The following is a 20,239-nucleotide window of genomic DNA, read 5'->3' on the forward strand; positions in this document are numbered from 1 at the left end:
AATGGGCTCACACAGGTCAGAAGCTATAGCCGTTGGTATAAGCCGCGTGGGGCATATGACTTCCCGCTTCGACTTTGTTCCAAGGCGCGTAAGGGCGCCTTCAGCGTGCGTGGCTTAATTGCTCAGGGCATTGTTCTGGCTGTCGGTCCACCTTGATACGCTGGAATGCCAGAACGCCTCGACACCCGCGATCCCGTTGAGCCTGCAATCCGAGCACCACACCTGCGCGCCATCCGTTTCATTGGCCGTCGGCAGGCTGGCAAGCGTGAAGGCCGTGTTCGACACCGCGCCGCCACCGGACACTTCGCTGCTGGCATGCCAGTTCCCATGGCCGTCGGGCTGCCAGAACGAACGTGATCCCATTGCTCCCCCCTGAATCGAACTTGCCAGAATCCCCAGATTTGCGCCGATATTGCCCTGCAGACAGATGGTGTAGCTGTCGCAGGCCGTAAGGCCCGGATACAGGTTGTTGGAGACGTTCGCCGGGTTGAAGAACAATGTCTGGTTCGATCCGATGGATGCGCCGGAGGCCAGTGTCGCATGTACGTTGAATGTCGCCCCGGCATTTTGAAGCAGCGACAGTAAGGGCGAAGCTCCGGACACGCTGTTGCTGGAGTTGATATTGTAGAAGGCAAATCCTCCCGCACCATTGGTCGGATCAACGTTGACGATTTCGGTCCGTGCCGCTCCGCCTGCGATCTGGTTCCAGAGATGCACCGTGCCTTGGCCGCTGACACCAGCCGGTGTGGACCCGCTGGCCGGCTTCCAGGACGGCGCGCCATTCTCCAGGATGCCGCTTGCCACACGGGCCGACCCGTTGAACGTCACGTCCTTCGCAAAATCGGATGTGCCGTCTCCCTCGGTGCAAAGCCCGAGATTGACGTTGCCACCCATGGTACAGACGCCGGAGAGGTGTCCCGGGTAATTGAACGCAAGCGACCCCATCATCGTGCCGCCGGTCAATCCTGTCTGCCGATTGCGGTTGCCATCGATGTTCAGACCCATTCGGATACCGTAGTCGACCCATGTCCCGCTCGTGGTCTGCTCCTTGTTCGACAGGACCGAGAAATTCAGCGTGTTGTTGCTCGGCAGACTGGACGCGAACGATGCCATGATGTGGTTCGTGCCGGCCGGGACACTGGCGGACGCGTTCGTCGTGCTGCCGTCGGAATTGACGATTTCCGGCGCGCCGTTGGATCCGAGCATGGTGCTGTAGCCGCTGTATTCCACCGCATCTCCGTAAAGCTGCGCGCGATAGGCAAGCGGCAACATCGGCCCGTTCACGAGATAGGCGTAGGAACCCTCGTCCATCGCATTGGTGACGCAGCTGTCGCATTCGAAAGATGTCGTCCAGCCGTGGAATGAGACACTGTGCGCCTTGGACCAGTTGGACGCCCGGAAGTCGAACTCTTCCCGCTCGAAGGCATTGGCAATGCTGGTCGCAGTATTGCCGAGCACATGGGAGCCGTCGGCCACCATGTATTCGTTCTCGGCGAAATGCTTGTCCGGAACACCGACCCAGACCATCGGCACGGTATAGGTCGTGATCGTGCGATCCAGGTTGGCAACATCTGGAACCTGACCGGATGCCGAATTTCCATCGCCGGGCACGGCCCAGTCATAGACGTAGAGATGCCCTGCATCCCACGATTTGAGATACCCGTGGTAGGAGGATATCCGAAGCAGCCCGCTTGAGCCCGTCGTGGGATCACCAGGATTGATGACGTTGGTCGCGACATACATGCCCGCATGCAGGGTCGCCATCTGCTCGGCCGTCATGGGTGTTGCAAGCGTCGCGGTTCCTGCCGCGAAGGACGCAACCTGCGCCGTGACGCGCGCGGACCAGTTTTCGTCGAAATGGTAAAAGCCGACCGCTGCGAAATCGCTCTGACTGACGGCGCTGGCACCCGCGCGATAATCGGTTCCCGAAATCCCCGCCTGACCGCCGCCGCCGCCATCACCGGCAGAGGTCGAGAAAATGCACAGTGTGCATCCGGCATTGTAATTGCCGTAGGGCTGGCCGATAACAGTCACTGCGCGATGGATCGGCGTCCCGCCCGCATCGTACAGACCGCCGAACTGCGCGGTTTCCTGCCCAAGCGTGAACATAGAATGTGAATCCGGGACCAGCTTGTCCATCGGCAACGTGAAGGCGGCCGTTGCACCGGGAGCCATATACTGCGCCGAGGTGGCAATGGCCGGGCTCAGGACCGGTGCCGTCATGTTGGCAGCATTGTCGAGCCCTGCGATTCCACCGGCTACATTGATCATCGACTGCGTAATGTCGTTGCACGGCTGCGGCGTGCCGCCAGCGTCAACGCCGCAAATCTGCTGCACCACCGTCGTCGGCTGCCACTGTCCCGCTGCATTGCGATAGGCTGCCGCAAGCGGGACACCGTTGGCGTTCGCGGTCGTCGTCATCAGGATCGGCATGCGCCGGCCCGCGTTGTCCAGATAGGTCGTGGGGGCGGGCGCCGCACAGGCGACAGTTCCTCCGGCAAACCAGAGCAAAGCCAGTTTCTTCATTTTCATGTCCATAAGGAAAGGCATGCAACGGCGACCGTCCGCAAACGGCATTACCCGCGTGCGGTGCATGAGACTCAAGAATTTTTTCAAATAACCGCGAATTTGGAACAGATCAGAAGACGTGACAGTCAGGCTGGCGAACGGGAAAATGATTGGACTATTGCCTTCCAACCAAGGGTACCTGGTTAATATCACGGAGTAAAGTTTTGGAAATGAAATACCAAGAAGAGTTTGATAGGTGCCTGCTCGATATACACCAGCAGCACCTCGCTGGTATATGGTGGGGTTTATTTATACCTGAGATAAAGGATGTAAAGAAAACAGAAGACAATCTGAAAATCCTGAAGGAGTTTTTCGTCTATGCCATGAAGAAGAATGTCGTCCTGGAATACAGTCAGGAAAAAGGTGCTCCGGTCTTCTCACATGAAGAACCTGAAGTCGTCGTGGAGCATATACTTGCTGATTTTCCGTTGGACGAGCTTCCATCAGAGGATGTTGAGAAATACAGTGAGTTCTATGGTTACGCCGCTTTCAAACACGATACGTGGGTGACTCTCCTGGAAGGTACTGGCTACTGCATCCCAGGATGAATGACCGGAATGCTCTGCGCGTCAGCCCACGCGTCCGGTAGGAACCCGGCCCGCCCACGGTTGGGTGGGGACAGGGGGCAGCCCCAGCCCGGAATGACATGTCTCCGGACCTCTCCGGGCTTCTTCTTTGATTACCTGGGACGTCTCGACTTCTTTCCGCTGGCGGGGGCGCGGAAGGAAGTCTTTGTCCATACCGTGGTTGGTGGCCTTCTGCGCATCATTGAGCTGGGTGCAGGGCCTGGCCCGGCTCGGCCTGGGAAGAACGCCCCCAACCCACATCGCAAGCTCCTGCATGGCCTGCTGGGGGTACCGCCCTGAAGAATTCCAACTCGCTCAGGCCATCCGAGTTGATGAACTAGGGGACAGGGAGCGTCCGCCTCCAGAATCCCCCCGTGTATGCCTCCATTCCGTCAGCGTTAACCAGCGGAGTGCGGATCATGATACTGACGCCGTTGGAGACGACCCAATCCAGTTCTGCGGCAGACAACGGCCGCAAGCGGACGACCGCAGGCACAATCGATCCATTCTATTTCGTTGTTTACACAAAGCGCTGCAAAAACACAAGTGCGACGCCGCTTTGCGGGCCCCTTGCCATCTGGTAGGTTCAGCGCCCCGCGACATCGCGCAATGCCCTGCGCCGGGTTGCGCCATCTTTCTATCCGCGCTCCGAGGACCGTCTCCGTTATGAAGCTGAAGGCCGACCGCACCACGCTGATCAGGGCGCTCGCCCACGTCCAGAGCGTTGCGGAGAAGCGCAATACTATCCCCATTCTCGCCAATGTGCTGCTGTCGGTGCAGGACGGCGCACTGCGGCTGACGGCCACCGACATGGAAATCGCGATCGTGGCGGATGTTCCGGCGGAAGGGCTTCGCGACGGCAGCGTCACGGCACCAGCCGCCGTCCTGTACGAAATCGTGCGCAAGCTGCCGGACGGTGTCTCCGTCGAACTCGATCACCCGGGTTCGGACGCACCGCTCGCCTTGCGTGCCGGTCGCTACGCCACGAGTCTGAACGCACTGCCCGTGGACGATTTTCCCGCAATGGTGGCGGGCGATCTTCCGCATCGGTTCAAGATCGCAGCGTCGGTCCTGCGCGGCCTGATCGACCGGACCAGATTTGCGATTTCGACCGAGGAGACTCGCTATTACCTCAACGGCATCTACCTGCATGTAGCCGAAGGCCCGATGGGGAAGGTGCTGCGCGCCGTCGCGACCGACGGGCACCGCCTGGCGCGTATCGAGGCGGATCTGCCGGCCGGCGCCGAAGGCATGCCGGGCGTGATCGTGCCACGAAAGACCGTGGGAGAGCTGCGCAAGCTGCTGGACGAGGGATCTGCCGAGATCGAAGTCTCGTTGTCGGATACGCGCATCCAGTTCGCATGCGGTCCAATCCTGCTGACGTCGAAACTGATTGACGGCACGTTCCCGGAATACGAACGCGTCATCCCCAGCGGCAACGACCGCATCCTGCGCGTGGCCAAGCGCGATTTCTCCGCGGCCGTCGGGCGTGTGGCCGCGATCAGCCAGGAGCGCTCCCGTCCGGTCAAGCTCTCCATGTCGCGCAACCTGCTGACGCTGTCGGCGGTCAGTCCCGATCAGGGCATGGCCAAGGAAGAGCTGGACGAGAATTCGGTGACATATGATGCGCCGCCGCTCGAGATCGGTTTCCAGGCGCGTTACCTCAACGACATCACCGACCAGATCGAGACTGATGTCGAATTCGCGTTTTCGGACAGTGCGGCTCCCACGCTGGTGCGCGACAGCGCGACCCCGTCCGCGCTGTATGTCCTGATGCCGATGCGGGTGTAACGCGAGGCATCTTGCAGATCGAGCGGCTGACGCTGACAGCCTTTCGCAACTACACGCATCTCATCTGGCGCCCGGACGCGGGTGTCACGGTTTTCACCGGCGCCAACGGTGCCGGGAAGACGAACCTGATGGAGGCCGTCTCGCTTCTGGCGCCCGGGCGGGGCCTGCGCGGTGCACCGGGAGCCATGCTGGCTCAGAATGGCGCCAGCCTGTGGGGCGTTGCCGCCCGCATCCGTCGGGGCGACGACCTTCATGAAATCGGCACCGGGGCAGATCCTGCCGGGGGTCTTCGGCGCATTTTCAGGCTGAATGGGCAGGGCATACGGTCGCAGGCCGAGATTGCACGTCTCGTGGCCTGTGTCTGGGCGACACCGCAGATGGATCGCCTATTCACGGAAGGCGCCTCGGGCCGACGTCGTTTTCTGGATCGGCTGGCCATAGCGCTCAGTCCGGGACATGCCCGGGAAACGGCAGCCCACGATCGCGCACTGGCGCAGCGCAACAAACTGCTTGCCGACAGGTATCAGGAAGACGCGTGGCTGCGGGCCTCCGAAGATTCGATTGCTCGGCACGCTGTTGCGGTCACCGCCGCCCGAATGGCGCTGGTCGAGGACATGAACGCCTGCGAGCCGGCCCATGCCGACTTCCCGCGCACCACCCTGGCGCTCGACTGCGCGATTGCGGCCATGCTCGCCGACATGCCGGCGCTCGCGGTGGAAGAGCATCTCCGGGCCAGACTGGCGCAGGACCGCGAAAGCGATGCGGCGCGAGGCAGTTCGGGCATCGGCGCGCATCGCACGGATTTTGTTCTGCGCGATCACGAGACCGGTCGACCGGCAGCCCTGTCGAGCAGCGGGCAGCAGAAAGCGATGCTGCTCGGCACCGTCCTTGCCCATGCCCGGCTGGTCGAACGCCTGATGGGTACAGCGCCTATCCTTCTCCTTGATGAACCATTGGTTCATCTTGATGAACGCCGGCGCGAGGCTTTGCTTGCGACCCTTTCAGCCGCGACATCGACCATCCTGCTTAGCGGCACGGACGGCGCCCCCTTCGATTCCCTGATCGGCAAGGCGGCCTTCGTGGAAATCGCGGATGCACAGCTGCGCGAAAGACCCCGATAAGTCCAAAAATCAGAGGTCTATCCTGTTCTCACAGGACGATCCGGGTTAGAATGACCGACTTTGCAGGGCGTCTTTTCGCGGCGCCCATCTTGGTTCCCAGGAGTACTCCATACGCCATGTCCGATCAGAACGATCCCGCGTCCCCCGCGTCTGCACCCGAAGAGATCGCGGTGCCCGTCGCGGATGAATACGGCGCGGAATCGATTTCGGTCCTGCGCGGTCTCGATGCCGTGCGCAAGCGTCCCGGCATGTATATCGGCGACACCGACGACGGTTCCGGCCTCCACCACATGGTGTTCGAAATCATCGACAATGCGGTGGACGAGGCACAGGCGGGACACGCCACGCGCTGCATTCTGACGCTGAACGGAGACGGCTCGGTCTCGGTACGCGACGACGGCCGCGGAATTCCGACCGATCTGCACCACGAGGAGGGCATCTCCGCGGCGGAAGTCGTGCTGACGAAGCTCCATGCCGGCGGCAAGTTCAACCAGAACTCATATAAGGTCTCCGGCGGTCTTCATGGCGTGGGTGCTGCGGTCGTGAACGCCTTGTCGGAATGGATGGAAGTCCGGATCTGGCGGCAGAATCTCGAGCATTTCATCCGCTTCCAGCATGGCGAACGTGACGAGGCGCTGCGTGTGGTTGGCCCGTCAGACGAACCGCGCGGCACGCTGGTCACGTTCAAGCCGAGTCGTCAGACCTTCACCAGAGTGGATTTCGATTTCGCGATCCTCGAGCGCCGCGTTCGCGAACTGGCGTTTCTCAATTCCGGTCTCGAGATCATCCTGCGTGACGAGCGCCATGCGGAGCCGCGCGAACAGCGGTTCTTCTATGAGGGCGGTCTGACTGCTTTTGCCGAATATCTCGACGCTTCCAAGACGCCGATCGTCTCGCCCCCGATCGTGGGCGCCGTCGATCATGCCGAAAGCGGCATCAAGGTCGAATTCGCGCTGACGTGGAACGACAGCTTTCACGAAACGATGCTCTGCTTCACCAATAACATCCCGCAGCGTGATGGCGGTGCGCATCTGGCAGGCTTCCGCCAGGCGCTGACACGTGTCGTCGGACGATACGCGGAAAGCATCGCCAAAAAAGACTCCGGCACCCTCGTGGGCGAGGATATGCGCGAAGGCATGACGGCGGTTCTATCGGTGAAAGTGCCGGACCCCAAATTCTCGTCGCAGACGAAAGACAAGCTCGTCTCGTCCGAGGTGCAGCCGGTCGTCCACGCCGCGGCTTCCGACACAATCGCGCACTGGTTCGAGACACACCCCAAGGAAGCGCGTGCTATCGTCGCGAAGATCATGGACGCCGCGGCGGCACGGGAAGCGGCTCGCCGCGCGCGGGAACTCACGCGTCGCAAGGGTGTGCTCGATGTGTCCTCGCTGCCGGGCAAGCTGTCCGACTGCCAGGAACGCGATGCCTCAAAGGCCGAGCTGTTTCTCGTTGAGGGTGACTCGGCAGGCGGGACCGCGCGCAGCGGCCGTGACCGTCAGTTCCAGGCAATCCTGCCGCTCAAGGGCAAGATCCTGAACGTCGAGCGCGCACGCTTCGACCGGATGCTCGGCTCGGCCGAAGTCGGTACGCTGATCACCGCCCTCGGCACCGGCATCGGACGCGGTGAAGTGGATCAGGGCGGCTTCTCGATCGCCAAGCTGCGTTACCACAAGGTCGTCATCATGACGGACGCCGACGTGGACGGCTCGCATATCCGCACGCTTCTGCTCACATTCTTTTTCAGGCAAATGCCCGAACTCATTGAAAATGGATATTTGTATATCGCGCAGCCACCACTTTATCGGGCCAAGCGCGGCAATGAGGAACGCTATCTGAAGGACGATGCGGCGCTGGAGCAGTATCTGCTCGACAAGGCACTCTCGAATGCGACGCTGACGTTCGGCGACGGGCGTACCTTCTCCGGCACGGCGCTGATGGACCTCGTGAAGACCATGGCGCGCGTGGCCCAGAGCCTGCAGCGCATGGCGTCCAAGGTACCCGCATGGATTCTGGAGCAGGCGGCCATCGCCCAGGCACTGGTTCTGGACGTTGGAGAGCGTCAGGCGCGCACGCCGGAACTGCAACGGCGTCTTGATGCAGCCTCCGCGCCAACCGAACGCGGCTGGAAAGTCGCGGCTACGGAAAATGGCGGTCTGGAGTGCGCGCGAAGCGTTCGAGGCGTCGGCGAAGTCTATCGCGTCGAGCCCGCGCTGCTTCGGACCGGAGAGGCCCGGTGGCTTGCCAGCGAAGGCGCGGAACTTGCCCGTGACTTCGCGGAGCCCGCCGTGCTGGCGGTCGAAGGGCAGGAGGGCGTGGAAATCGCAGGGCCGGCAGCGCTTTACGAGCGCGCCATGTCGCAGGGTCGTCGTGGCCTTGCCATCAATCGGTTCAAGGGCCTCGGCGAAATGAACAGCGAGCAGCTTTGGCACACGACGCTCGACCCTGCGTCACGCACGCTACTGCAGGTGAAGGTCGGGGATGTCGAAGAAGCCTCGCAGGTCTTCTCGACACTGATGGGCGATGTCGTCGAACCTCGGCGCGACTTCATTGTCGGCAATGCGCTCAAGGTGGCGAACCTTGACGTCTGAGCATGGGCGCAACGCGCTGCTGGCCATAGCGCTGCTCTCGAGTGCCCCTTGTGCCTATGCCGCCCCGAGTGCGAATGCGCCGCTTGAGGCGCAGTATTCCGTGTTCACGCACGGGCTTCACGTCGCCAATGTCGTGGCAACCTACCAGTTGCAGCCATGGGGATATGGCGTCACGACAGAACTCCAGGCCGGCGGCCTGATGAGCTGGTTCCTGAGGATGAACGTCCGCAGCACGGCCAGCGGACGGTTCGACAATGGCCAGATCGATCCCGTGTCCTATGACAGTTCCGGCTTTTCGCGTGGTGCGAACCGCCATATTGCGGTTCAGTATCGCGGCGGCGTGCCGGCCGTCACCATCCATACACCACCCGAGACCGACCGCGATCCCGTGCCTGAGGCCCAACTGCCGCACGCGATCGATACGTTGAGCGCCATGGCGTTACTCCTTGATAGTATGGAAAAAACTGGGAAGTGCGACGGCGAGGCACATGTCTTCGACGGCATCCGTCTCACAGCCATGCAATCGCATGGTCCTGTCCAGACGACGGTTCCGGATGACGACGGCGAATTCTATCACGGGCCCGCGTTGCGCTGCGATTTCATTGGCCAGCAGATTGCGGGCTTCGTGACGCACTCGTCCCATCTGGCTGACATGCAGAAGGCGCGTCCCGGCGCCGCCTGGTTTCAGAACCTGCCGGGCATCGGGATGGTCGCGGTGCGGATCGAGTTCGATCATCCAAAGCTCGGCCACCTGATAGGCGTGCTTCGCTCACCACCGATCCAAGGATAAGGTTTAAAAACAGAAGGTTGTGGGAATTACCTGAAATCTTACTCAGATTTGAACCAGGCCATCATGAACCGGGCCGCATCGTCGATGGCCGAGGCAATAGCTGTCGCCTGATCCCCCATCGCGGCGGCTCCATATCCCCAATCGGCGAATATGGTTCGCAGACCCGCCCCATTACCGGCCACAACGTCGTTCCTGTGATCGCCGACCATCACGGCCTGATCCGGCGTGCCACCAGCCAGCGCAACCGTCCGGCGGACGTGCTCCGGATCAGGCTTGCGAGCGGGGAAGCTGTCGCCGCCCGCAATGGCCGCAAAGCTCTTCGCGAGCTCAAATCGCTCCAGAATGATACGCGCCGCGGCGACCGGCTTGTTCGTGCACAATGCGCAGTTGAATCCTGCGGCACGCAGTGCCTCGATGGTCTCTCGCGTCTCTGGAAAGAGTCGGGTGAGACGCGTTGCGCGAGGTTCGTAGATTGCCATGTAGCGGCGCACCGCTTCGTCGTGATCGATCCCATGAGCCTCTACCGCCGCCAGACCACGCGATACGAGGACACCGACACCATCACCGACCATGGGGCGGACACGCTCGTCGGAGAGCTTGGGAAGCCCGTAGGTCGCCAGCATCTCGCGCAGGCTCTCGGCCAGATCCGGAAGGCTGTCGACCAGCGTCCCGTCCAGATCGAACACGCAGAGAGGCGCGTTTTTCAAGCTTCCGACTTCACCCACGTTCAGCCCCCTCGTTCAATGTCCCGGTGGACGCAATAATCAGCAATCGTAAGTGACTGTCCCGTCGTTTGACAGCGCCGCCATCCACTCGCTACCCCGATGAGATCATGAATTCCGCCTCCCATCCTGACGACGCGCGCTCCAGTTCTCCAACCGTCGCCGTCGTGCTGGCGGCCGGACTCGGAACCCGCATGCGGTCAACCAGACCAAAGGCCCTGCATCCGCTTGGCGGTCGCCCCATGATCGTTCATCTGACGGAAACGGCGTCACGTGTGTTCGATCGCGTGGTCGTCGTGATCGGCCCTGACATGGAGGATCTGGCGCAGGCGGCAGCTCCCCATGCCACGGTCGTGCAGCAGGAACGTCTTGGCACGGGTCATGCCGCGCGCATGGCAGAAAGCCTGTTCGGCGCGGGGGATGTCGCCATTCTCTACGCCGACAATCCGCTGATTACCGAGACCACGATGCGGCGTCTGCTGGATGCGCGGCGCCCGCCTGACGTATCGCTGGCACTGCTGGCCATGCGTCCGACCGATCCGGGACGGTATGGTCGTGTGATCGCTGACAACGGACAGGTGCGGCGCATTGTCGAATGGAAGGATGCAACAGCCGAGGAGCATTTGGTCAATCTGTGCAACGCAGGCGTAATGTGCGCAGGAGCGGATGAACTGCGTCGCTGGCTGTCCCAGCTCGGCGCAGACAACGCACAGGGCGAATACTATCTGACCGATATCGTGGAGATGGCATCGGCGGAGGGGATCGTGCGCGCGGTCGAAGCCCCAGCCGAGGAACTGGCCGGGATCAATTCCCGTGCCGAACTCGCCCGCGCGGAACAGACCCTGCAGTCGCGCCTGCGCGAAGCAGCACTCGACGCCGGCGTCACGCTCGTCGCGCCGGAGACGGTCTTTTTCAGTGTCGATACCGTTCTGGAACCAGACGTTCTGGTCGAGCCGAACGTCGCGTTCGGCCCCGGCGTCACGGTCCGCTCCGGCGCCGTCATTCGGGCCTTCAGCCATCTGGAAGGATGTGAGGTCGGGGCAGGGTGCCTGATCGGGCCTTATGCACGCCTGCGTCCCGGCACGGTCTGTGAACCGGCATCCCATGTCGGCAATTTCGTGGAATTGAAGGCAGCCCGCCTGGGTGAAGGCGCCAAGGCCAACCATCTGAGTTACATTGGCGATGCCAGTGTCGGCGCGCGCACGAATATCGGGGCGGGAACCATCACCTGCAATTATGACGGTGTCTTCAAGCATCGAACCACGATCGGCGCTGACGCCTTCATCGGCTCCGATGCGATCCTCGTTGCGCCGGTCACCATCGGCGACCGCGCGATGCTCGCGGCAGGCAGCACGATCACACAGGACGTGCCTGACGAGGCACTGGCCTTCGGGCGCGCACCCCAGACGAACAAGGCCGCGCGCGGCTATGCCCGCATGAAGGCGCTCAAGGCACGGAAGGAACAAGGCTGATGTGCGGCATCTGCGGTGTCGTCGGCACGCGTCCGGCAGCACCCGTCATTTTCGAAGCGCTGCGACGGCTCGAATATCGCGGCTACGACTCAGCGGGGATCGCGACGCTCGTCGACGGTCAGATCGAGCGGCGCCGTGCGGCCGGCAAGCTGGACAATCTCGAGCGTGTCCTCGAAGCAGCGCCCCTGGCCGGCACGACAGGGATCGGCCACACGCGGTGGGCGACGCATGGCGTGCCGAACGAGACCAACGCGCATCCGCATTCGGCCGGGCAGGTCACGATCGTCCACAACGGCATCATCGAGAATTTCGAGGCGCTCCGCGCGGAGCTGGAAGCCAAGGGGCGTGTCTTCCTGTCCGATACCGATACGGAGACGGTGGCACATCTGCTCGACCAGTATGTGTCCGACGGCCTGCCGCCACGTGAAGCGGCGTTTGCGACGCTGCGCAGGCTCGAAGGGGCCTATGCCATCGCGATGATCTTCGCGGATCACGACGACATGCTGATCGGTGCTCGTCACGGCGCTCCACTGGCCGTGGGTTTCGGCGACGGCGAGATGTTCCTCGGCTCCGACAGTCTGGCGCTCGCGCCGCTCGCACGACGCATCGCCTATCTGGAAGACGGGGACTGGTGCGTGCTCACGCGGGCCGGCGCACAGTTCTATGATGAGCGCGGCGAGGCGGTCGAACGCCCGATCCAGCAGGTCGCCCTGATCGCCGGTCAGGTCGGCAAGGACGGCTATCGCCATTACATGGAAAAGGAACTGCACGAGCATCCGGTCGCGATCGGCCAGACGCTCCAGCGAATGATCGACCCGGCAACGCGGCGCGTGGTTCTGCCTGAACTCCCGTTCGATCCCGAATCCTTGCCCCGCGTGTCGATCACGGCCTGCGGCTCCGCGTTCTTCGCGGGCTTCGTTGGACGGTACTGGCTCGAAGCCCTGGCCCGGTTGCCCGTCGATATCGATGTGGCGTCCGAAATGCGTTACCGGAATCCGCCGCTGACACCGGGCGGCGTCGGGCTTCTGATCTCCCAGTCCGGAGAGACCGCCGATACGCTCGGCACGCTGCGGAGCCTGCGGGCCGCCGGACAGCACATCATGTCGGTGCTGAATGTCGAACACAGCACGATGGGCCGCGAAAGCGACGTCGTGCTCGGCATGGTGGCAGGCCCCGAGATATCTGTCGCCAGCACCAAGGCCTTCACGGCACAGCTGACCGTGCTGGCCGCCCTGTCCGTCGCCTTTGCACGTGCGCGCGGCCTGATCGACGCCGCAGGCGAGCAGGCACTGGTGGCATCCTTGCTCGACGTACCGTCCCGCGCGACGGAAGTATTCGCCCAGGGCGATGCCATCCGCGCCATGGCGGCAATCGTCGCGGAGGCACGCGACGTGCTCTATCTGGGGCGCGGCATCTGCTATCCGATCGCGCAGGAAGGCGCGCTCAAGCTCAAGGAAATCACCTACATCCACGCCGAAGCGTATGCCGCCGGTGAGATGAAGCATGGGCCGATCTCGCTGATCGACCGTTCGGTACCGATCGTGGCCATCTGCCCGTCCACGATCCTGTTCGACAAGACGGTCTCGAACCTTCAGGAAGCCCGTGCGCGCGGCGGCCGCATTCTTGCGTTCACGGATGCCATCGGCGCCGAGCGCCTGCGCGGCATCGCCGAAGTGATCGTCGTCATGCCGGATGTGGACCCGTTCGTGGCCCCGATCCTGTATGCCATTCCCGTGCAGGTGCTGGCCTACGAGGTCGCGCTCCTGAAGGGCACCGACGTGGATCAGCCCCGCAACCTCGCCAAATCCGTGACCGTCGAGTGACGTCGTGACAGGATCTCCCGAGGTCGTTGTTCGAGGTGCAGGTGTCGCAGGACTGGTGACGGCAGTAACCCTTGCCGAGCGTGGCGCGCATGTTCGCGTTGTCGAGGCGGGGCCTCAGGTCGGCTCCGGCGCTTCCTGGCTTGCGGGCGGCATGCTGGCACCATGGTGCGAAGGTGAATCGGCACCTCCCGAAGTAACACGTGACTCTCTGGCGTCGCTCGACTGGTGGGCGTCGCATGTTCCTGACGTCGCGCGCGCCGGAACGCTCGTCGTGGCACCACCGCGTGATCGCGCGGAACTCACGCGGTTCGGTCGTCGCACGGACCATTTCGTCGAGGTTGACGCCACGACGATCGCTGAGCTGGAGCCCGATCTGGCAGGGCGCTTCGAACGCGGCCTGTTCTTCGATACCGAAGGCCACGTGGACCCAAGGCGAGCACTGGTCGCGCTGAGAGATCGGCTTATTTCACTCGGCGGCTCGATCTCGTTCAACACGCCCGAGGATACGGGTCCGCGCGACTGGACCATCGATGCGCGCGGCCTTGCGACCCGTTCTGAAGGACTCCGTGGGGTGCGTGGCGAAATGCTGCTTCTGCGATGCAGCGATGTCACGTTTCATCGGCCCGTCCGCCTGCTGCATCCGCGCATGCCGGTTTACGTTGTGCCCAGGGCAGACCATATCTTCATGGTCGGCGCGACCATGGTGGAAAGCGAAGACACACGCGGGATGACGCTGCGCGCCATGAGCGAACTGACGAACGCGGCCTATACGCTGCATCCGGCATTCGCAGAGGCCGAAATCGTGGAAATGCGGGCCAATCTCCGCCCGTCGTTTCCGGACAATATACCGCGGGTCTGGCAGGACGGACGCTGCGTGCATGTCAACGGCATGTATCGCCATGGTTTTCTGCTGTCCCCGCAACGGGCAGCGACCGCCGCCGCGATCGTGTTCGGCGACGCGCCCGCATAGGCTGATCGCGCCGGTATTTCGCAGGAGGATGAGAGATGCACATCACCGTGAACGATGAAGCGCGCGACGTCACGGCGGACGCGCTCGACGCCATCCTGCTGGAACTCGGCTACGGCAACTCCAAGGTCGCGACGGCACTCGATGGCGCGTTCGTCCCGGCAGCACGTCGTGCGCAGACCCGGGTAGCAGATGGCGCGCGGCTGGAAATCCTGGCACCGATGCAGGGAGGCTGAACATGCAGTTCTATGGAGAAACCCTGTCCTCGCGCCTGATGCTCGGCACCGCGCAATATGACAGCCCGGCGATCCTTGCGGACTCCGTCCGTGCGGCAGCACCCGGCGTCGTCACCGTATCCCTGCGCCGCGAGTCCGCGAACAAGCTTGCAGGCCAGGCCTTCTGGTCTCTCGTCAGCGATATGGGCGTGCCGGTCCTGCCGAATACGGCAGGCTGCCACGGCGTGCGTGAAGCCGTCACGACGGCCCAGATGGCGCGCGAGGTCTTCGGGACGGACTGGATCAAGCTCGAGGTCATCGGTGAGGCCGATACGTTGCAGCCGGATGTCTTCGGTCTGGTCGAAGCTGCGCGCATCCTCACGGACGATGGCTTCAAGGTCTTTCCGTATTGCACGGAGGATCTGGTGGCGGCCGAGCGTCTGCTCCGTGCGGGATGTGAGGTCCTGATGCCATGGGGCGCACCGATCGGCTCGGGCAAGGGACTGAACAATGTGTTCGGCCTGCGGGCACTTCGCGCCCATTTTCCGGACACGCCGCTGGTCATTGATGCCGGTATCGGGCGACCGTCCCATGCGACCATGGCGTTCGAACTCGGATATGATGCCGTGCTCATCAACACGGCGGTCGCGAAATCCGGAGACCCGGTCGGCATGGCGCACGCATTCCGTCTTGCATGTGAGGCGGGCCTGCTCGCTCATGCGGCGGATCTGATGGAGGAACGTGACATGGCCGTCCCATCTACGCCGGTCCTCGGTCGGGCCGTACTCGCATGACGAAGCCGGAATGCAGACTGCCGTCCACGATCTACCCGGTTGTGGACGACGCCCGATGGATCGCACGACTGGGCGGGGCAGGGGCCAGGTTCATCCAGTTGCGCGTGAAGGATCTCCCTGAGGCGGATCTGGAACGACAGGTTGCGGAAGCGGCATCTCTTGCTCTGGCGCATGGTGTCGAGCTGGTCCTGAACGACTACTGGCAGCTTGCTATTCAGGACGGGCGGGCGCGTCCCGGGATCCCTTGGGTTCACCTCGGACAGGAAGACCTCGATACCGCCGATCGCGATGCCATCCTGCGCGCGGGACTGAAGCTGGGCGTTTCCACGCACGACAATGCGGAGCTGACACGCGCTCTGGCGCTCGAGCCGGACTATGTCGCGCTCGGCCCGATCTGGCCGACGAAGCTCAAGCAGATGCCCTGCGGCCCACAAGGGCTTGAGCGACTGCGCGAATGGCGCACATTGTGCGGAGACGTGCCGCTCGTGGCCATCGGCGGCATCACGTGCGAACGCGCGCCGTCCTGCATTGCGGCAGGGGCGGACAGCGTCGCGGCCGTATCCGACTTCATCGGCAATGACGATCCGGAGCAGCAGGTCAGACGCTGGCTCGTGGCAACGACTGCGTCCTGACCTGCGTTCACGATCGGATATCTGTCAGACAGGCACGCCAAATGCCTGTTTCTGTATTATTTTGCATGCCTGATGACGGTTTTGACGCCCATCATGCGCACGCGTTCGTTATTTATGTTACGCTGCCACTTGGAGCGGGAGAACAGGAGAGCAACATAACATGATGGTAACGGGCCTAGCCGCCGTTCTGCTCGCCATCGCCCTTCTTCTCGTTCTCGTCAGCGCTCTCCAGCCGCTCGCGCAGAAGCTCGAGCTTTCGGAGACGGTTCTGTTCGCCATGGTCGGCATCGGGCTCGGGCTCGGCGCCGATCTCGTGCTTCATTCGTCCTATACCGACGTTCTGGACGGCGCCGCCGAAACGCTGCTCGACTTTCCGCTGACCAGCGAAGCGTTTCTGCTGATCTTTCTGCCCATCCTTGTTTTCCAGGGTGCGCTTGCAATCGACGTCCGACGGCTTGCACACGAGACGGCGACCGTCCTGCTGCTCGCGGTCGTTGCTGTCGTCGTGTCGACTGCAACGATCGGCCTCGCGCTGTTTCCCTTTGCGGGCCAGTCCCTCGTTGTCTGCCTCCTGCTCGGCTCGATCGTCGCAACGACCGATCCATCTGCCGTGGCAGGGATTTTCCGGGAGATCGGAGCGGCAACGCGCCTGACGCGCCTCGTCGAGGGCGAGGCGCTGCTGAACGACGCAGCGGCCATTGCGATCTTCTCGATCCTGCTCGCATCCGTCACCTCGCATCATCCGATTGCGCTCAACAGCGCTGCACTGGACTTCGTCACATCCTTCGGCGGCGCGATCGTCGTGGGTGTCGCCCTGGGTCGCCTGACGCTTCTGGCCATCGCCAACCTCAGTGGCGCACCACTGGCCGAGGTGACGCTGACGCTGGCGCTTCCCTATGTCGTCTATATCCTCTGTGACGAGCTGCTCGGATTTTCAGGCGTGGTGGCGACCGCGGCGGCGGGTCTGACGGTCTCCGCATACGGCCCCTCGACCTTCCGGCCGCAGACCTGGCGGTTCCTGAACGAACTCTGGCAGCAGCTGGTGTTCTGGGCGGGCTCGCTCGTCTTCGTTCTGGCAACGATGCTGGTGCCTCGGCTTCTGATCGGCATGACGCGCTGGGACTGCGTCCTGATCGTAATCGCAAGCGTTGCCGGTCTCGTGGCACGCGCGGCCGTCGTGTTCGGCATCCTGCCGCTGCTCGCTGCCACCCGCTTGTCGCCACCGGTGCCCAACCCCTTCAAGATCACGATGGTCTGGGGAGGACTGCGCGGTGCCATTACACTGGCTCTGGCGCTGGCCGTCACGGAAAACCAGCGCGTTTCGGCTCAGGTCGCGCATTTCGTCGGTATCATCGCAACCGGCTTCGTACTCATCACTCTACTGCTGAACGGCACGACGCTGCGCTATCTCGTCCTGTTCCTCAAGCTCGACCAGCTCTCGCCCATCGATCAGGCCTTGCGTCATCAGGTGCTGGGGATCGGTCTGGCCCAGGTTGCCCATCGCACGCGGGACCTTTCCGACGAGCTCGGCTTCAGCCCGGCAGCGCGCGCGTCCACGATCGGGCTGCTCGAGAAGCGTGCCGCCGAGGAGCAGAGCGCCAACACGTTCGATACAGCCCTTGGTGACCGGCAGCGGGTCACGCTGGCGCTGATCACGATCGCCAATCAGGAGCGTTCGCTTCTGCTTGACCTTTTCCGCATCCAGGGCCTCTCCCGGCGCGTCATGGAAATGCTGCTGCGGTCGGCTGAATCAATGATCGACGGCGCTAGGCTGGAAGGCCGCTACGGCTATGTCCGCGCCCTGCGCCGCCGGCTCCGCCCCAGTCTGCGATTCCGGATCGCGCAGGCGCTGCATCATCATTTCCACATCGACAAGCCACTCATGCATTGCATGATGGAGCGGTTCGAGACGCTGATCATCGCGCATCTCGTATCCTTGTCCCTCATGCGTTTCATGCATGAGCGCATGGAGCCGACGCTCGGTCGGCGCATCAGCGAGATCGTTTCCGAAGTTCTGGGCCGTCAGCGCAAGCTGCTCGACGATGCGCTCGGCACCTTGCGCCTTCATTATCATGGCTATTCGGAAGCGCTTGAGGGACGGATCCTTCGTCAGATCGCGCTGCGGCTCGAAGGCGAGGAATACGACGAACTTCTGGCCGACAGCCTGATCAGCGAGGAGCTGCATCGCGAGCTTTATCGGGACGTCGAGAAGCGCCGCTCCAGACTGGACACGCCGCTGACATTCGACCTCAAGAGCGGCATCGAACAGCGACTGCGCCGATTCCCCGGTCTGGCAGGCGTCTCCGATGCCGTGGTCCACGATCTGGCCAGTAAGATTTCACTGCATTTTGCGTCGCCGGGAGAGGTGTTGATCCGCCGGGACCGTCCGATCCGGACTGTCTACGCGATCGTCGCAGGCCTCGCGGAGCTGCATGTCGCCGAACATGACATCCAGTTCGGCGCCGGCGACATGGTGGGCGCCGCAGGTGTACTGATGGGCGGCCGGTCGCGCGGCACTGTGCGTTCGCTTCAGTTCGGACATCTGCTGGCCATTCCGGTCCCGGTCTTCAAACGGCTGCTCGAAGACCATCCGATCGTGCGGCATAATATCGAAGAACGCAGCCACCAGCGGCAGAAAGGCCTGCTGGAACCGACACTGCTCCCGACACGCCAGGCTGATGGACGCCCGACACGTGCCGCGATCAAGCTGGCGGTCGACTAGCCGCGTCTGGGCGCCAGAAGCGGATAGGCCATGACGGTCATCCCGAGCAGGATGACGAAACCAGCCACGCCAAGGCCCGCGTGCATCAGCCAGAACTGCACCGACGTCAGGCGGTCGAGCAGGGTTCCCAGCTTTCCGACGATCAGGTTGGTCAGGAACAGGGACAGGACGAACATCGAGACGAGCGTCGTGTTCAGGGCAGGGGGTGCGGCACGCGAATACAATGCCATGCCGATCGCATAGACATTGGCAAATCCGAGATCGTTGACGACGTGAAAAAGCAGGGCCCAGCCCAAGCCGATCCTGTGATCGCCCGGCGTGACGGCTGCATGCCAGGACGCGAATGCCAGAATGAGCGGGGCAAAGGGTCCGATGGCCGCGCCTACGCACATTTTCACGATTTCATCCGGATCTCTGCCGCGCGATGCGCGCCACTGCCAGAACCCGAGTGTAGCAACCGTCATGATCACGCTGATCGCGCCATCGAGAGAGATGAGCCAGGAGACGGGCATTTCATGGCCGACGACATGCAGGGCATAGTGGCGCTCGCCCCAGATCATATAGGTGTTGAAGATCTGCATGTTCGTGGCCAGCACTAACGCCAGCACCGGCAGCAGTCCGACAAGGATGCCGACCGTCAACCAGGCCGTCCCGTCCAGAGGCGGGGTAGGGACTTTGGAACCTGAAATGGCAGGATCAGGCGGCAGAGCGCGTAGGCCCACCAGATAGACAGCGAATGCGACCAACATCCCTCCAGCCGGCAGCATGAACGCTGCATGCCAGCCATATTGCGCGCCCAGCCATCCACCCAGAACAGGCGCCAGAATCACGGCAAACTGCACTGAAAGCGAAAACAGCTGATAGGCTGCCGCGCGTCTGTGGTCGTCACGCGCATACAGCGCGCCAACCTGGGCCTTGAGCGTCCCGATGCCGCCATAGCCCACCAGCAGACAAGCCAGCCCGACCAGAAACGTCCGATCAATCGGCAGCAGGACAAACCCGAATGTCATCAAAAGGGCGCCCGCTGCGATGAGCGAAGTCCGTCCGAACCCGCGATCAGCAAGGATTCCCGCAAAGAGCGGTGTCACCCACATAAATGCGAGGAAAAGGCCCGCGATGGCCGATGCCATCGGTGCCCCAAGGTTCTGCGGGCCGTACAGAGCTTGGACCGTGTGCGCGAGTGGGCCGTATCCCCAAACCCGCGCGACCCGATCGGGCCGGAGGAGGGCGTGCGTCATATACAATGCGAACAGCGCCTCGAAGCCGTACACGGCGAAGGATGCAAAGCCCTCCGTAATGCACAGCACGGCCAGTCCCTTGGGATGGCCAAGGATGTCTGACGGGCGCGCAGGCTCAGGCAGCCGGGAAGTCTCGCTCATCGCATTCCTTCAGAAGAGGTCGGGAAATAGCCGACTATGGGGTGACACCGAGTAAATGAGGAGCCCGCCGGGCATGCAAGGTGGGAGAG

General features: G+C 62.8%; 15 protein-coding genes. 12 read left to right on the forward strand and 3 right to left on the reverse strand.

The window, feature by feature from the left end; translation table 11 throughout:
* Positions 1-114: 114 nt before the first annotated feature.
* On the reverse strand, positions 115-2,526 hold the full coding sequence (locus B8446_RS11195; RefSeq protein ID WP_148505964.1) for a hypothetical protein: 2,412 nt from the start codon (positions 2,524-2,526) through the stop codon (positions 115-117).
* Positions 2,527-2,738: 212 nt separating this feature from the next.
* On the opposite strand from B8446_RS11195, the gene B8446_RS11200 reads away from it, so the two are divergent.
* From B8446_RS11200 to B8446_RS11220, 5 genes are all read left to right on the forward strand, one after another.
* On the forward strand, positions 2,739-3,116 hold the full coding sequence (locus B8446_RS11200; protein WP_048849643.1) for a hypothetical protein: 378 nt from the start codon (positions 2,739-2,741) through the stop codon (positions 3,114-3,116).
* Positions 3,117-3,800: 684 nt separating this feature from the next.
* A complete protein-coding gene (dnaN, locus tag B8446_RS11205; RefSeq protein ID WP_048849645.1) occupies positions 3,801-4,925 on the forward strand; it encodes a DNA polymerase III subunit beta in 1,125 nt (374 codons plus the stop codon).
* A gap of 11 nt (positions 4,926-4,936) precedes the next feature.
* Entirely contained in the window at positions 4,937-6,046 is a 1,110-nt protein-coding gene (gene recF / locus B8446_RS11210) for a DNA replication/repair protein RecF (RefSeq protein WP_148505965.1), read from the forward strand.
* A gap of 116 nt (positions 6,047-6,162) precedes the next feature.
* On the forward strand, positions 6,163-8,634 hold the full coding sequence (gene gyrB / locus B8446_RS11215; RefSeq protein ID WP_048849649.1) for a DNA topoisomerase (ATP-hydrolyzing) subunit B: 2,472 nt from the start codon (positions 6,163-6,165) through the stop codon (positions 8,632-8,634).
* Complete coding sequence (locus tag B8446_RS11220) at positions 8,624-9,424, forward strand: DUF3108 domain-containing protein (protein WP_053053832.1); 801 nt, start codon at positions 8,624-8,626, stop codon at positions 9,422-9,424. Before gyrB ends, B8446_RS11220 begins: the two co-directional genes overlap by 11 nt.
* Positions 9,425-9,462: 38 nt before the next feature.
* On the opposite strand, the gene gph is transcribed toward B8446_RS11220, so the two are convergent.
* Entirely contained in the window at positions 9,463-10,131 is a 669-nt protein-coding gene (gene gph / locus B8446_RS11225; RefSeq protein ID WP_241767754.1) for a phosphoglycolate phosphatase, read from the reverse strand.
* A gap of 125 nt (positions 10,132-10,256) precedes the next feature.
* On the opposite strand from gph, the gene glmU reads away from it, so the two are divergent.
* The 7 genes from glmU (at position 10,257) to B8446_RS11260 (ending at position 18,771) form a co-directional block, all read left to right on the forward strand.
* Positions 10,257-11,618, forward strand: coding sequence for a bifunctional UDP-N-acetylglucosamine diphosphorylase/glucosamine-1-phosphate N-acetyltransferase GlmU (gene glmU / locus B8446_RS11230; RefSeq protein ID WP_048849650.1), 1,362 nt, complete (start codon positions 10,257-10,259; stop codon positions 11,616-11,618).
* Positions 11,618-13,441: a glutamine--fructose-6-phosphate transaminase (isomerizing) gene (gene glmS / locus B8446_RS11235; RefSeq protein ID WP_048849653.1), complete on the forward strand. Its 1,824-nt coding sequence runs from the start codon at positions 11,618-11,620 to the stop codon at positions 13,439-13,441. The genes glmU and glmS overlap by 1 nt, the downstream gene beginning before the upstream one ends.
* 4 nt (positions 13,442-13,445) lie before the next feature.
* Positions 13,446-14,411, forward strand: a complete 966-nt coding sequence (locus B8446_RS11240; RefSeq protein ID WP_048849655.1) for an FAD-dependent oxidoreductase — start codon at positions 13,446-13,448, stop codon at positions 14,409-14,411.
* Positions 14,412-14,446: 35 nt separating this feature from the next.
* Positions 14,447-14,644, forward strand: a complete 198-nt coding sequence (thiS, locus tag B8446_RS11245) for a sulfur carrier protein ThiS (RefSeq protein ID WP_048849657.1) — start codon at positions 14,447-14,449, stop codon at positions 14,642-14,644.
* A gap of 2 nt (positions 14,645-14,646) precedes the next feature.
* A complete protein-coding gene (locus tag B8446_RS11250; RefSeq protein ID WP_048849659.1) occupies positions 14,647-15,417 on the forward strand; it encodes a thiazole synthase in 771 nt (256 codons plus the stop codon).
* Entirely contained in the window at positions 15,414-16,049 is a 636-nt protein-coding gene (locus B8446_RS11255) for a thiamine phosphate synthase (protein ID WP_048849661.1), read from the forward strand. Before B8446_RS11250 ends, B8446_RS11255 begins: the two co-directional genes overlap by 4 nt.
* Before the next feature lie 160 nt (positions 16,050-16,209).
* Entirely contained in the window at positions 16,210-18,771 is a 2,562-nt protein-coding gene (locus B8446_RS11260; protein WP_048849664.1) for a cation:proton antiporter, read from the forward strand.
* Here the strand turns inward: B8446_RS11260 and B8446_RS11265 are convergent.
* Entirely contained in the window at positions 18,768-20,150 is a 1,383-nt protein-coding gene (locus tag B8446_RS11265) for a POT-type proton-dependent oligopeptide transporter (RefSeq protein ID WP_048849666.1), read from the reverse strand. The genes B8446_RS11260 and B8446_RS11265 overlap by 4 nt on opposite strands.
* Between the last annotated feature and the right edge of the window lie 89 nt (positions 20,151-20,239).

The organism is Tanticharoenia sakaeratensis NBRC 103193, assembly GCF_000963885.1.
Lineage (GTDB): Bacteria > Pseudomonadota > Alphaproteobacteria > Acetobacterales > Acetobacteraceae > Tanticharoenia > Tanticharoenia sakaeratensis.